Consider the following 15,406-nt stretch of genomic DNA (forward strand, 5'->3'; position numbering starts at 1 on the left):
TAGTTTAAGCCTTATAGCAAATATTTATTTGTCGATTCAAGAACACTTTGGTTGTTAGAAACATCTGAACATAAGTTGTGAACCTTTATGAAAGGGCATACATTTTGTTCGGTAGAGCCGGTAAATTAAATATATTGATGAGTATAAGGGCTAGAATTATTTTATTACGAGTGTTGAAGTTGAAAAAATACTAGTTGATTAGAAGGGAAGTTATTTATGGATATACTGATTCTTTCACACGCTGGTGTTGCAAGTGGGTTGAAGAAAGCGACACAAATGATTTTAGGGGAGCAAAAAAACTTATACGCTCTTGAATTAACTGAAGAGAATGGGATTACTTATTTTAGTAATCAACTACAAGAATTCTTGGGGAGATGGAGTGAAAATGAGTCAAATAAGTTGCTTATTTTTGCCGATCTTAAAGGGGGAACACCCTTTAATCAAGCTGTATTTTGGACATCAAAATTAAAGTTGAATCAGCGTATTAGTATAATCAGTGGTGTAAACTTACCAATTGTAATAGAAGCAATATATTGTAATCAGGAGAAATCATTAGCGGAGCTGTCAAAAGTATTAATAGAAGGTGCAAAAAATGGAATTGATATACCAGAAACAGAGACTGATATTGTGAATGCTTTAGATGAATAGAGAGGAGAATAGCCAATGGTAAGCGTTGAATGGTGGCAAATTGTTTTAATAACGCTATATTCTGGATTCGCCATTTATGATGGAAACAATACAACGTTTGGTTTTGTAAAGCCAACAATGGCAGGATTTTTCGCGGGGCTAATTCTAGGTGATATTCAAACTGGGTTAATTGTAGGGGGAACTTTAAACTTATTGGTTTTAGGTGTTGGTAACTTTGGAGGAGCATCTATACCAGATTATATGACAGGTGCGTTATTGGGAACAGCATTTACAGTTATGAGTGGGCAAGATGCTAAATTTGGAGCGACGCTGGCAATTCCGATTGGACTACTAATGGTGCAATTAGATGTTCTGGCTCGATTTACAAATACTTTTTTCCAGCATAAAGCTGAAAAATTAGTAGCGGAAGGGAAATTTAAAAAGGCTTCCTATATGAATCTATGGGGAATCGTCCCAACTTCCTTATCAAGAATGATACCTGTGTTTCTAGCTTTAGTGTTTGGTGCGAAATTTGTCCAAGCAATTGTAGACAATATTCCAAAGTGGCTTATGGGTGGTTTGCAAGTAGCTGGGGGATTGCTTCCTGCATTAGGTATTGCAATTCTATTAAAATATTTACCTATAAAACAAAATATCGCCTTTTTGATTATTGGTTTCTTCTTAGCAGCTTATTTAAAAGTACCTGTATTAGGCGTTGCTTTAATCGGGTTAGCCATGGCAATAATTTATTTCCAAACCTTTATGAAAGATAGCGATTATGCGACTAATGATGGGGGAATGGGAGATGAGTAAAAATATAGTAGATAAAGATGTAAACAAGGTATTTTGGCGTTGGTATTTCTTCGGTCAAACAGGATGGAACTATGAAAAAATGCAAGGCTTAGGCTATTACTATAGCATTTATCCATTGTTAGAAAGCATTTATAGTGAGGAAGAAGAAAAAAAGAGAGCAGCAATAAATCAATTGCAGTTTTTTAATACGAATAATTCTACAGCACCCGTTATTCTAGGTCTAGATGTAGCCTTAGAAAAAGAAAAGGGGATTGAATCTATTGATACAGTAGCGTCGCTTAAAACTGGATTAATGGGACCGCTAGCAGGAATTGGCGATACCTTATTCTTTGTAATTCCGACCACTATTGTTGGCTCCATTGCGTCTTATTTAGCACTGGAGGGAAACCCAATTGCTCTGATTTTATGGATATTATTTGGATGTGTCAGATTGGGATTTATGAGATTCTTCGTATGGACAGGCTATAAAGAAGGTGCAAAACTTGTTGGTGAGTTAGGGAATCGTTTAAAAAAAATAACTCAATCAGCAAATATTCTAGGGATCACCGTTGTAGGAGCATTGATTCCTTCAGTAGTTAAGGCAACTTTTGGTTATGAGTTTACCAAAGGTGAAGTTACTTTAAAGTTACAAGATCTTGCTAATCAAATTATGCCTGGTTTAGCACCAGCTCTTGTAGTCTTTTTAACTTATTGGTTATTAGGTAGAAAGAAAATGAATTCTACTCGTGTTATCTTTTTATTAATTTTTATAGGAATTATTGCTTATAATTTAAAAATTTTCGTTTAAGGGGAGTGTTTAGTGATGGAAGGAATCGTACATATTAGAGTTGATGATAGACTTATTCATGGACAAGTTGCAACAAGATGGGCAACAGGTTTAAGAGTAAATCGTATTATGATTATTGATGATAAAGTTGCTGTTAATGATGATGAGAAATCAATTTTAAGAATGGCAGCACCAGCTGGTGTTAATACGTCCATTTTAACCTTTGAAAAAGGCCTTAATAATGTGAAAAATGGGAATTATAAAGGGCAAAGAGTGCTATTAATTGTGAAGACTCCTGAAATTTTAGCGCAATTAATGAATGGTGGATTAGCATTAAAAGAGGTAAACATTGGTAATATGTCTAATCGTCCAGGAACAACTCAAATTAAAAAATCAATTAGTATGACGGAGAATGAAAAAGTTGCTGTGCAACAGTTATTGAGCCAAGGTGTAAAAGTTACTGCACAGATGGTCCCAGAAGAATCTGATGCCAGTATTGAGGAATTTTTAAATTGAATAATAGGTAAGGATAAATAAAAACTAAAAACATCACTCGTTTTATGAAAAATGAGTGATGTTTTCACATAGTGAGGTTAAAAGGATAAGAGAGCTTAGATGTAGAGAGTGAATTATTGGGGAGGAGATTAGCATGTCTATACTATCGAAAAATATAGAGTTACTTAAAGAAAAAGGGAAGGCATTAGATCAAAATAGTATAAAAGCAGAATTAGATTGGATATGTGAAAAGCTAGAAAAGAACATAGAACGCTTTGGGACAAGCTATCCATCCGCCTGTGCAACAAATGGAAAATATAGAATAAAAGGAAATGATGATTGGACGAATGGATTTTGGACAGGAATGCTATGGATTGCCTATGAATATTCGAAAAAAGATATTTTTAAATCAATAGCATTAAAAAACATTGAAAGTTTTAAAGATAGACTAGATAAGAATTTTGTTGTAGACCATCATGACCTAGGATTTTTATATAGTTTATCAGTTGTTGCTGGTTATAAGGTGACATCAGATGAATCTTTTATCCCAATTATTATTCAAGCTGCCGACAAGCTAATAAGTCGTTTTCATGACAAAGGGAATTTTATTCAGGCTTGGGGAAATCTTAATGATCCTGATGAGTACCGTTTGATTATTGACTCATTATTAAACCTACCTTTATTGTTTATGGCAACGAAATTGACAGGTAATCAATGTTATAAACATATAGCAGAACAACATTTTCAACAAGTAACGAAAACTATTATAAGGGAAGATGCATCCACGTATCATACATTTTATTTTGACCCCGTTACAGGAGAGGCTTCATATGGGGCTACCCACCAAGGATATACTAATTCTTCCTGTTGGGCACGTGGGCAAGCATGGTCCATTTTAGGTTTACCCATGGGGTTTAATTATATGCTTAATCATGTTGACCAAAAACAATATGAGGACATTACCAATTATTTTATAAGTAAGTTATCGAATGATTTGGTTCCATATTGGGATCTTACTTTTACAGATGAAGATAATCACCCGTTAGATAGTTCTGCAATGGCAATTGCTGCATGTGGTTTACTTGAAGCACAAGCAAGTAATATGTATGAGGGATCTGCATCCATTGCTCGTGGAATGGTTCAAGTACTTAGGGAACAGTGCACGATAAAAAATGATGAGGATAATGAAGGAATCTTACTACATGGTGTTTATGCATATGCAGAAGGGAAAGGAATTGATGAACCTAATTTATGGGGTGATTATTTTTACTTAGAGGCGTTGTATCGTATGTTTAACCCAACGTGGGCAACATATTGGTAAGTATATAAATGTTAATAAAGTTATTAAGGTATCATGATTTGAAATAATGGAGGATAAACTATGAAATCATTTGAAATTGGGAAAGATTTTATGCTAAATGGTGAGCCTATAAAGATTATATCAGGTGCTCTTCACTATTTCAGGATTGTTCCAGAATACTGGGATCATAGTCTTTATAACTTGAAGGCACTAGGATGTAATACAGTAGAGACGTATGTTCCATGGAATATGCATGAACCAAAAGAAGGGGTATTTAATTTTGAAGGTATAGCAGATCTTGTGAAATATATACAATTGGCTCAAAAATATGGATTAATGGTTATTTTACGTCCTACTCCTTATATTTGTGCAGAATGGGAGTTCGGTGGATTACCTGCATGGTTACTAAAATATAAAGATATAAGAGTTCGAAGTAATACAAACTTGTTTCTAAATAAAGTGGAAAACTTTTATAAAGTTCTCCTACCAATGGTAACCCCATTACAAGTAGAGAATGGTGGACCTATTATTATGATGCAGGTAGAAAATGAATATGGTTCATTTGGAAATGACAAAGAGTATGTAAGAAGTATAAAAAAAATAATGAGAGATTTAGGCGTAACGGTGCCACTTTTCACTTCAGATGGTGCATGGAAAGAGGCTTTAGAATCAGGGAGCCTGATTGATGATGATGTTTTGGTAACGGGTAATTTCGGCTCACGCTCTAATGAAAATTTAAATGAGCTTGAAAGTTTCATTAGAGAAAATAAAAAAGAATGGCCATTAATGTGCATGGAATTCTGGGATGGCTGGTTTAATCGATGGGGTATGGAAATTATTCGACGTGATGGCAGTGAATTAGCAGAAGAAGTCAAAGAACTATTGGAAAGGTCTAGTATTAATTTCTACATGTTTCAAGGTGGTACTAATTTTGGATTTATGAACGGTTGTTCATCGAGGGAAAATGTGGATTTACCACAAATTACTTCATATGATTATGATGCATTACTGACAGAATGGGGAGAGCCAACGCCAAAATATTATGCTGTTCAGAGAGCTATTAAAGAAGTTTGTCCAGATAGAGACCAATTTGAACCGCGTATTTTACCACGTGCAAATTATGGGGATATTAAATTAAATCGTAAGGTATCACTGTTTTCAACGTTAGAGAAAATAGCGAAGAAGAGAGACAATTCTTATACATTAACAATGGAAGATATAGATCAGCAGTATGGTTATATTTTATATCGAACATTTTTAAAAGGACCAAAAAATATAGAAAAATGTAAGGTAATAGATGCTAGAGATCGTGTTCAATTGTTCCTTAATGAACAATTAGTAGACACCCAATATAGGGATGAGATTGGTAGAGAGGTATCGTTAGATTTAACTAAGGAAGAAAATACGTTGGATATTTTAGTAGAAAATATGGGACGTGTTAATTATGGGGCACGGTTGTTGTCTCCAACGCAACGAAAAGGTATCTCCTCAGGTGTAATGATTGATATACATTTACAATCAAACTGGGAACATTATGCACTAGAATTTGATAATCTTGATGAGATTGATTTCAACGGTCAATGGGCACCTAATACACCTAGTTTTTATGAATACTCATTTAATGTACAAGAATTAAAAGATACATTTTTAGACTGTAGTAAGTTGGGAAAAGGATTTGTTGTTTTAAATGGGTTTAATTTAGGAAAGTATTGGGATGTAGGTCCAACGGGTTATTTATATATCCCGGCTCCTTTATTAATAAAGGGAGAAAATAAGTTGATTGTCTTTGAAACGGAAGGGAATTATGAGGAAGTGCTTTATTTAAGAGAAAATCCAATTTATTTAGATGTGAACTACTCGCCACTTAGCAAGGCTTGAAGTGAGAGCTGCTCAGTTCCACGACGAAAGTAACCTTTTATCTCCCTGAGCGTTACTTCGGGGCCTTCCACCCCAAGATTTCCAACGATTGGAAGTTCTCTTTATACGGTTGATATTTTACGCAGGAACGGAATGGCTTGGTTTTCGCACTCTATTTTCTTCCTGCAACCTTCTATATCAGGTTATCAAAGAACTTTATATAGCTAGTGTATCAAAAGTTTTTGTTTATACCAAACCGAAATGCATCTCCCACCTACCGCTGGGCTATCGGCCTTCACACGCTTAGGGAAGGAGAATTCTTTCGGTAAATTCGTTTAAAAAATTAATGTAGATTATTACGTTTTTGCTTATTCACAGGGTTAGTTTCCATAATATACAAACTTTTTGCAGGGTTATTATTTGAAATGAAATCTTTAAGCACGGAATGAATGGATGATTCATTATTAAAGTGATAAAGGAGAACGGTTTCATGAAAAGGATAATATTATGTATATTTGTTTTAAGTTTTGTTATGGGGTCCTTCAGTTTAAATGCAGTCGCAGAAACAGAAGAAAGTGCTAAAATGATATCAAATTGGAAAAGGGTACTTGTTGGTGAACCTTTTACTAATGAAGATGAAATTTTAAAAAACATTGTTTTGGATAAAGAAAAGGATTTACAAGATAATGTGTTAAGCAATCTAAACAAAGATAACGAGAATTCTTATTTATTTAAGAATCTGCAAGACTGGAAGCAGAATTCTGCACAAATCACAGAAACAGTGAAAAATATTGAGAAAATGGCGGTACTTTATCAGACACCTAATTCGATATACTATCAACAAAGTACATTACAAAAAGACATTATGTACGCAATAGAATACTTCAATGATCAAATGTATAATGAAGAAATTAAAAATATATATGGAAATTGGTGGGATTGGGAGATTGGAACACCACAGTCATTCAATAATATTTTGATATTAATGTGTGATGATTTAACTGAAGTGGAGCTAAGCAAGTATATAATGGCAGTTGATCGTTTTGTACCGGATCCAACAAAAAGGTTAAATGGAATTAAAGAAACTGGAGCTAATTTACTAGATAAAAGTTTCATAGTCATGGTGAGAGGTGTTCTGAACAATAATAGTGATAAAATTCAATTAGGAATAGATGCGACAAATGATGTGTATAAAATAGTTCAAAATGGTGATGGATTTTATAAAGATGGATCATTTATACAACACACATATAATCCGTATACTGGTGGGTATGGTGAAGTGTTACTTGCGAGAAGTGCTGATATTCATGAATTGTTTAGTGGAACAGACAGACTGACGAATGTACAAGGAATTAAAAACCTTTATACGTATATTGAAACTACCTACTTACCAGTTATGAAACAAGGTGAAATATTTGACATGACGCGTGGCCGAGGCATGTCTAGACAAAATTCTACCTCTAGTATTGTAGGGAGAAATATTCTATATGAAATACTTGTAATTAGTTCACAAAATCAAGACTTATCATATCGAGGAAAATATGCCCGTTATGTAAAAGAAGCTATATTTCAACATAACAGTCAGGAAAGTTATTATAATGGGTTATCCATTCATAAAACACAAACATTTCAACGTTTAATGAGTGATAGTTCAATTAAACCGGATTTTGGTGTGAGAGATGCAAATAATATGTTAAGCGCGATGAATCAGATGACCCATCAAAAGAAAGACTTTGCAGCTGGATTGAGTTTATTTGGTAAACAAATCAGTTCTTTTGAATATGGGAATGGGGAAAATATGAAGGGATTTTACATGGGAACAGGGATGTTATATTTGTATAACAATGATATTGGCCAATACGATAATGACTATTGGGCAACTATAGATATGACAAGACTTCCAGGCATAACAACAGACCATAAATTAGGCAATTTAATTGATTGGAAAAATTATAATAACCCTAAGTCGTGGTCAGGTGGTGTTTCGGATGGACAGATTGGTTCAGCTAGCATGTACTACACCATGCAGAATGTTACTGGAAGCTCATTAGAAGCAAAAAAATCTTGGTTCTTTCTTAAAGATAAAATTGTAGCAATGGCTGCAGGGATCAATTCAAAAGAGAATGCTGATACAGAGACAATAGTTGAGAATCGAAGATTAGAAAAAGATGGTTCAAATCTTCTGGAAGTGGAGGGTACAGAAGTAGTTCTTGATCAAGGTACCCTATTTAAGGGAGCTTCTTGGGCCCACATTAAAGGAAAAAACAATCAGTCTGATATTGGTTATGTGTTCCCTCAATCTGAAAATATATATGCTGAAAAGAAAGAGCGAAGTGGAAAGTGGTCTGATGTAAATAAAGGGGGATCAAGCAATCAAGTAAGTAACATGTTCGCAACACTATCAATACCTCATGGAAAATCACCATCAGGTGGAGAGTATGTGTATGTAATTCTTCCTGGCAAGAATCAAGAAGAGACATCTACTTACGCAAAAGAAATGGATGTATCGATACTTTCTAATACACCAACGCAGCAAGTGATTTATGATGCTGCTGATGATATATGGATGGGGAATTTTTATGAGATAGGGAAGGTGAATGAAGTAGAGGCTAGAACTAGGGGGGCAATTGGAATAAAATATGAAGATAGTGGCCTAAAAGTAGTGATGGCTGATCCAATGAAAGAGCAAGCTAAAGTAATCTTTACAATACCTAAAAAAATAGGATACAAGGTAGCAGAAAAGGACGATGAGATAACTGTTAAGGAAGATGCAAACTCTTGGATAATAGAAATGGATAGTTCGGATAAAAGTGGGAAAAGTTCTCAAGTGTATTTTGAACAGTAAAGGTTATAAAATACATTTTGATGTGTAAATTGTGTAATGGCTTCCATATAAAACATAAATAAGAGTCAAGAGCTATTTTGATAGCCTTGACTCTTATTTATGTTCGCAACTAATGTTTCTGGTGCAAGATTAAATGATAGCAAAAAATAAATAAAAATATAAATATACCTTGAATATTTAATGAGTATCAGTTCGTAGAATACATAGCTGGTTTGGGATTTTTAAAAATTTATTTTCATTTTTCCTAGGTGGCCCGTGAAATGATTTCTTGTTTCTCAAGTAATAACTTCAAACTTGATAAAGAAATGGATTGAAAATCATCTTTCGACATACGTTTTCGGTAGTGCGTAGGTGTTTCCTTAGTCACCTTTTTAAATATGCGGCTAAAGGCTGCTAAACTATGAAAACCCACCTGATAAGATATATTTTCTACCGATTCATTAGTCATTGAAAGTAAATACGCTGCGTGATTAATACGTACTCTTATAATCCAGTCCTTCATGCTCATCCCAAAATGATTTTGAAATACTCGAGAAAGATGGCTCCGATTGACCGCAAGGTGATTGGCTACATCACTTACGGTAATCTCCTCTATATAGTGCTCTCCAATATATATCATTGCTTCAATTGCGAGTCGTGAAAAATTTTGTTTTACTCCTGCTGAGATTGAACCACCATCTGTAAGGAATAACCTTAAAAAACGGTAGGTTAGCTCATTCAACTTTAATTCATCTTCATATGTACTGTAGGAGCAATTCATACACTCCAAGATAATCTCCAAATATTGTTGAATATTAGTTGAGGTAACAGCGTAGTTATCACCTTTTAAATTTGAAAAATTAATAATTTCTTCTGCAACCTTCCCACCAAATGAAAGCCATGCATACAACCATGGTTCCTCTGCGTCTGAACGATAAAAGGTAGACTCTCCTGAAGGAATAAGAAAAAGATCACCTTTCTTTAATGAATATTTTTTATCTTTTACATAGTACTTTCCTTTTCCATCCAACACGACATGAATAATGTAGCTGTTACGTACAGCAGGACCAAATGCATGAAAAGGTAGTGTTTTTGAAAAACCACAAAAATCAAAATAAAGTTCGCTCGAGAAGTGATGGTGTTCTTTTTTTATAAATACAGCTTGTTCCATGTGCTTCTCCCTTCTTCGAGATTACTATAACCAATATGCCTTTTGAAGAAAGAAATGCAACAAAAGGTTAAATCAAAGTCACAAAATGATATAAAATAGAAAACGCTTTCTTGTTAAACTATACATGAAAAAGAAAATCATAGGAAGATTAATGTAATTTGTCTTTTTTTATGCACAACACTGAAAACGCTTTCTCTCATTTATTAAAATTAAGTGGAGAATTTCACAAAAGGGGAATGAAAATGGATAGAAAATCAAAACAACGTGTTTCCTATGCCTTAGGTGCATTTGGTCATGACATATTTTATGTAACTTTGAGTACATATTTTATGGTCTTTGTTACAAGTACGATGTTCACTGGGGCTGATAAAGCAACGGCTGGAAGAATGATTGGGATTGTTACAAGTTTAATCGTAGTAATCCGATTGGTAGAAATTATTTTCGATCCGATTATTGGAGGAATAATTGACAATACAAAAACGAGATTCGGAAAGTTTAAGCCTTGGTTAGTTGTTGGTGGCTTAGTTAGTTCTATTCTTCTTGTATGCATATTTACCAATTTCTTTGGTCTTGCAATTCATAATACTACGTTATTCATCATTTTGTTTGCAATTGTTTATATCTTACTCGATAGTTTTTATTCATTTAAGGATATTGCTTTTTGGTCGATGATTCCAGCGCTAAGCACTGAAACCAAGGAAAGAGAAAAGTTAGCAACGTTTGCACGACTTGGTTCATCACTTGGTGCGAATGGGACTACGCTCGCAGTTGTACCGATCGTCACCTTCTTTACTTTCTTGATAACTGGAGAACATTCTCAAGGCGCCTCTGGTTGGTTTTGGTTCGGCTTAATTGCAGCTGTTATTTCTGGAGGGACAGCCATTATTGCAGCGTTTGGCACAAAAGAAAATGAAAGTGTAATTCGTCAGCAACAAGAAAAAGCAACCTTTAAAGACATTTTTAAAGCTATTGGGAAAAATGATCAGTTGATGTGGTTAGCACTATCATATATTGCATATGCCATTGCAAATGTTGCAACTACTGCTGTGTTATTCTTCTACTTCAAATATATTTTAGGAAATTCAGGTGAGTTCTGGATTGTGGGATTAATTGCAGCTGTACTAGGTGTAATTGCTGTTCCGCTTTTCCCAACACTCACGAAGTTAATTTCAAGACGTTTTGTATATATTGGCGGTATTGTAATGATGATTCTGGCATACGTATGTTTCGCTTTAGCTGGAACAAGTTTACCGATAGTCATTGTGGGATTGGTGCTCTTCTATTTTCCTCAGCAACTAATTTTCCTTTCAGCTTTAATGACTATTACTGACTCAGTTGAATATGGACAATGGAAAAATGGTACCCGAAATGAAGCTGTGACATTATCAATTCGTCCATTACTCGATAAAATTGCGGGAGCTTTATCAAACGGAATCGTTGGGTTTGTAGCTGTTGCTTCTGGGATGACTGGCAATGCTACAGCAGCAGATATTACTGCTAATGGTGTTTCAACATTCCATCTTTATGCGTTTTATCTTCCAGCAGTACTCATGATTTTTTCCGCTATTATTTTCGCATGGAAGATTACATTGACAGAGAAAAAGCATGTACAAATTGTCAAAGAATTAGAAGCAAGGCTAAATCATGATAAGAAAGCAGCGGATGATTTCAATTCTAGAGCTGCACTTGCTCATTCTCACTCTAAATAAAGGAGTAGGTGATATCTAAAATGAACATTACAACAAAAGATTTCGGTGCTGGTTATACGAGTATCACTATTACCAATCTGAACGGCCTGCAATTGACAGTTTCAGACCTAGGAGCTCGTATTACGAGTTTGAAGGTACCGACATCGAATGGCTTACGTGAGCTTATACTTGGTTTTGATACAGCAAAGGAATACCTTGAAAAGGATTTATATATTGGTGCCTCAATCGGACGTGTAGCTGGACGAATTCGAAATGGAACTTTTCAAATTGACGGGGAAATCTATAAAGTACAAGTTGATGAGAAAAACGGGAACACTTTACATGGCGGTACTCCAGGATTTGAAAGTAAAAAGTGGCAATATTGTGTTGTCGAGAATAATGATGAGACCTCAGTGATATTTCATATGGTGAGCCCACATGGTGAAAATGGCTTTCCGGGGAACCTTGATATTGAGATACGTTATACATTGACTAACACCAATGTTTGGAAAGTGGAAACTAGAGCGACAAGTGACAAAGATACCTTATTCAATCCAACAAACCACGTATACTTCAACTTAACTGGTGATGTAGCGCAACCCGTAAATGAACACACATTATGGGTGGATAGTGATAGGTTTGCACCACTAGATTCGGAAGGTGTTCCAATTGGTGTGAAGTTACCCGTAGAAGGGACTGCATTTGATTTTAGAAAGCCAGTTAAACTCAAAGAAACCTTCAGTAGTAATTTTGTTCAAAAAGAATTAGTGGGTGGAATTGATCATCCTTTCTTCTTGAATCAACCTGAACTATCACATAGTTCAGTGAAACTCACTAGCCCAGATGAAGTGGTTTCTATTGAAGTAGCCACAGAAGAACCCAGCGTCGTCATCTTTACAGCAAATTTTGGTGGGAATACACCGCTCATGCATGGTAAGCAACTTGCAAACCATGGAGGAATTACTTTTGAAACACAGGTTTGTCCAGGTGCTGAACAGTTTTCTGATTTTGGGGATATGGTTCTTAGGGCGGATTCAACTTATCAAACAGCGACAGAATTTCATATTATTTGAGAGCATATTTTTGATAGTCCCTTAAAATATGAAACATGTATAGAAGGATTAGATACCGCTATCGAAACTTATTTAAAACGGATGCAAAAGGGAGGTTTATATTTATGGAAAAGAAACGTGAGCTGGCTTTAAAATTTTCTGAGATATTTGGAGATCAAGAAACAACTCAATATTTTTCTCCAGGACGTATCAACTTAATCGGTGAACATACAGACTACAATGGTGGGTATGTATTCCCAGCTTCTATTACATATGGAACTTATGGAGTGGCTAGGCGTCGTGAGGATGATAGAGTATTAGTTTATTCAACGAACTTTGAGAAGCTTGGAGTGATTGGTTTTACCGTAAATGAACTAAATTACGATAGAAATGATAATTGGGCAAATTATGTAAAAGGGGTAATTTTAACGTTGAAAGAAGCTGGCCATAAAATAGACTCTGGTTTTGAATTATTAGTTGAAGGGACGATTCCAAATGGCGCAGGACTTTCAAGTAGTGCTTCACTTGAATTACTTGTGGGCGTAGTATTAGAAGACCTGTTCAACTTAGATGTAACGCGACTCGAATTAGTAAAAATGGGTAAAAAAGTTGAGAATGAATTTATTGGTGTGAACTCTGGTATCATGGATCAGTTTGCCATTGGATTTGGTGAAGAAGACAAAGCAATTCTCCTAGATACCAATACGTTAGAGTATGAAATGGTACCAGTGGTTTTGAATGATTATGCTATTGTAATTATGAATACAAATAAGCGCCGAGAATTAGCAGATTCAAAATATAATGAACGCCGTGCTGAATGTGAAGAAGCACTCGCATGTCTCCAAACAAAGTTAGAAATTAAGACACTTGGAGAACTAAGCAAAGCAGAATTTGATGAAAATCAAAATCTTATTGGGGATGAAACCTTAATTAAACGCGCCAAGCATGCAGTTTATGAAAATGAGCGCAAAAAAAAGCAAAAGAAGCTCTTACTGCAAATGATTTAGAAGAATTCGGAAAGCTATTGAATGCTTCTCATGCATCTTTAAGAGATGATTATGAAGTTACTGGGTTGGAATTAGATACATTAGTCGCCACTGCACAAAAACAAGAGGGTGTACTTGGGGCACGTATGACTGGGGCTGGATTTGGTGGATGCGCCATCGCATTAGTAAAAGAAAGTAAAGTCCATGCTTTTAAAAACAACGTTTATGATGAATATCTTAAATTTGTAGGATATGCGCCTGTCTTTTATGTAGCACACATTGGTAGTGGAACTACAGCAATCGGATGATGAATGGGGTGAAAAAGATGGAAACAAGCCAAGCAATTTATGATTTTACTACTCTTGCAATTAATAATGGAGCCATTGAGGAAACTGACCGAATTTATACGCACAATCAACTATTACGTTTGATTGGCGAATCGGACATGGGGGAGATTACTAGCGTAGTCGAAATGGACCCACATGTGCTGTTAAATACACTGATAGATAAAGCAATGGAAAATCTAAAAATCTCTAAAAATCCAGTTAATTGTGAAATGCTTGAAGCGCTTTTAATGGATGTGATTACGCCACTTCCATCTAAGGTTAATGCAAATTTTCAGAGGGCATATCGTAAAAGTCCTAAACAAGCAACGGATTATTTCTTTGAACTTAGTAAACGAAATGATTATATAAAGACACGTGCGATTGAAAAAAATATTCAATATGTAGCAGAATCAAAATATGGCGAACTGGAGATTACTATTAATTTATCCAAGCCAGAGAAAGATCCCAAAGAGATCATGGCAGCTAGAAATACACCGAAGGGTAATTATCCAAAATGTTTACTTTGTATTGAAAATGAAGGGTATTTCGGTCGCTTGAACCATCCAGGTAGAAGCAATCACCGAATTATTAATATTGAGCTAGATGGGGAAGGGTGGGGGTTTCAATATTCACCATATGCATACTTTAATGAACACTCCATCGTATTATCCAAAAAGCATCGTCCAATGAAAATTTCTCGTGAGGCATTTTCTCGTTTGTTTAGTTTTGTAGAAACAATGCCACACTACTTCATTGGTTCAAATGCGGATTTACCTATTGTAGGAGGGTCTATCTTAAGCCATGATCATTATCAAGCCGGACGCCATAACTTTCCAATGGCAAAGGCTAACGTTCTTAAAACATTTGAATTGCCTGCCTATCCAAATACTTCTTGTGGTATCGTCAACTGGCCAATGAGTGTGATTCGTCTTTCTTCTCTAAATAAAGAAGAACTCATTAATGCCAGTACCTATATACATGAAATTTGGAAGAACTATTCAGATGAATCCTTACAAATTCGTGCGCAATCAAAAGATGGTACAAAACATCATACAATTACACCAATTGTGCGGCGACGTAAAGAAAAGTACGAAATTGATCTTGTACTTCGTGATAATAATGTGAGTGAAGTATACCCTGATGGAATTTTTCATCCACATCCAGATGTACAACATATTAAAAAGGAAAATATAGGACTTATTGAAGTCATGGGCCTAGCAATTCTCCCCCCACGTTTGATTATGGAGCTTTATGAAGTAGAGCTGTATTTGTTAGATAAGGGGGGAAATGTTCCAAAAATCCATCAAAAATGGGCAGATGAATTAAAAGTCCAGGGGGGATATACAGAAGAGAACATTAAAAGATTTCTTCAAATTAAAGTTGCAAAGAAATTTGAACGCGTCTTAGAAGATGCGGGTGTTTATAAGGTGAATAAAGAGGGTAGAGCAGGGTTTGATCGTTTTATCAAGGAATTACAAAGTATAAATCGATAGGTGATGAC

The 15,406-nt window shown here is 35.2% G+C and carries 11 protein-coding genes and 1 pseudogene; 11 read left to right on the forward strand and 1 reads right to left on the reverse strand.

The genetic code is table 11. The annotated features are described in order from the left end of the window. Positions 1 to 216: 216 nt before the first annotated feature. The 7 genes from GFJ36_RS16360 (at position 217) to GFJ36_RS16390 (ending at position 8,703) form a co-directional block, all read left to right on the forward strand. Positions 217 to 648, forward strand: a complete 432-nt coding sequence (locus tag GFJ36_RS16360) for a PTS sugar transporter subunit IIA (RefSeq protein WP_097890978.1) — start codon at positions 217 to 219, stop codon at positions 646 to 648. 15 nt (positions 649 to 663) lie between these two features. Then, complete coding sequence (locus GFJ36_RS16365; RefSeq protein ID WP_097890976.1) at positions 664 to 1,440, forward strand: PTS mannose/fructose/sorbose/N-acetylgalactosamine transporter subunit IIC; 777 nt, start codon at positions 664 to 666, stop codon at positions 1,438 to 1,440. Beyond that, positions 1,433 to 2,227 (forward strand): PTS system mannose/fructose/sorbose family transporter subunit IID, encoded by a 795-nt coding sequence (locus GFJ36_RS16370; protein ID WP_088028748.1) that lies wholly within the window; start codon positions 1,433 to 1,435, stop codon positions 2,225 to 2,227. The genes GFJ36_RS16365 and GFJ36_RS16370 overlap by 8 nt, the downstream gene beginning before the upstream one ends. A gap of 15 nt (positions 2,228 to 2,242) precedes the next feature. Continuing rightward, entirely contained in the window at positions 2,243 to 2,722 is a 480-nt protein-coding gene (locus tag GFJ36_RS16375) for a PTS sugar transporter subunit IIB (RefSeq protein ID WP_097890974.1), read from the forward strand. Positions 2,723 to 2,855: 133 nt separating this feature from the next. Next, positions 2,856 to 4,022 carry a glycoside hydrolase family 88 protein gene (locus GFJ36_RS16380; protein ID WP_097890972.1) on the forward strand — a complete coding sequence of 389 codons (1,167 nt, stop codon included), beginning with the start codon at positions 2,856 to 2,858 and terminating at the stop codon, positions 4,020 to 4,022. A 60-nt stretch (positions 4,023 to 4,082) separates the two neighbouring features. After that, a complete protein-coding gene (locus GFJ36_RS16385; protein WP_097890970.1) occupies positions 4,083 to 5,879 on the forward strand; it encodes a glycoside hydrolase family 35 protein in 1,797 nt (598 codons plus the stop codon). 469 nt (positions 5,880 to 6,348) lie between these two features. After that, on the forward strand, positions 6,349 to 8,703 hold the full coding sequence (locus GFJ36_RS16390; protein WP_242016001.1) for a polysaccharide lyase 8 family protein: 2,355 nt from the start codon (positions 6,349 to 6,351) through the stop codon (positions 8,701 to 8,703). 244 nt (positions 8,704 to 8,947) lie between these two features. Here the strand turns inward: GFJ36_RS16390 and GFJ36_RS16395 are convergent, their stop codons facing one another. Beyond that, complete coding sequence (locus tag GFJ36_RS16395; RefSeq protein ID WP_098230440.1) at positions 8,948 to 9,853, reverse strand: AraC family transcriptional regulator; 906 nt, start codon at positions 9,851 to 9,853, stop codon at positions 8,948 to 8,950. 242 nt (positions 9,854 to 10,095) lie between these two features. Between GFJ36_RS16395 and GFJ36_RS16400 the strand changes: the two genes are divergently transcribed. From GFJ36_RS16400 to galT, 4 genes and pseudogenes are all read left to right on the forward strand, one after another. Next, positions 10,096 to 11,562, forward strand: coding sequence for a glycoside-pentoside-hexuronide (GPH):cation symporter (locus GFJ36_RS16400; protein WP_097890966.1), 1,467 nt, complete (start codon positions 10,096 to 10,098; stop codon positions 11,560 to 11,562). A gap of 20 nt (positions 11,563 to 11,582) precedes the next feature. Beyond that, on the forward strand, positions 11,583 to 12,614 hold the full coding sequence (locus GFJ36_RS16405; protein WP_097890964.1) for a galactose-1-epimerase: 1,032 nt from the start codon (positions 11,583 to 11,585) through the stop codon (positions 12,612 to 12,614). Between the two features lie 104 nt (positions 12,615 to 12,718). Then, positions 12,719 to 13,887, forward strand: a pseudogene (locus tag GFJ36_RS16410) (galactokinase). After that, entirely contained in the window at positions 13,884 to 15,398 is a 1,515-nt protein-coding gene (galT, locus tag GFJ36_RS16415) for a UDP-glucose--hexose-1-phosphate uridylyltransferase (protein WP_097890960.1), read from the forward strand. The pseudogene GFJ36_RS16410 and the gene galT overlap by 4 nt, the downstream one beginning before the upstream one ends. The last annotated feature ends 8 nt before the right edge of the window (positions 15,399 to 15,406 follow it).

Origin of the sequence: Bacillus sp. EE-W1 (genome assembly GCF_009760835.1) — a bacterium.
In the GTDB taxonomy this organism is placed as follows: domain Bacteria; phylum Bacillota; class Bacilli; order Bacillales; family Bacillaceae_G; genus Bacillus_A; species Bacillus_A wiedmannii.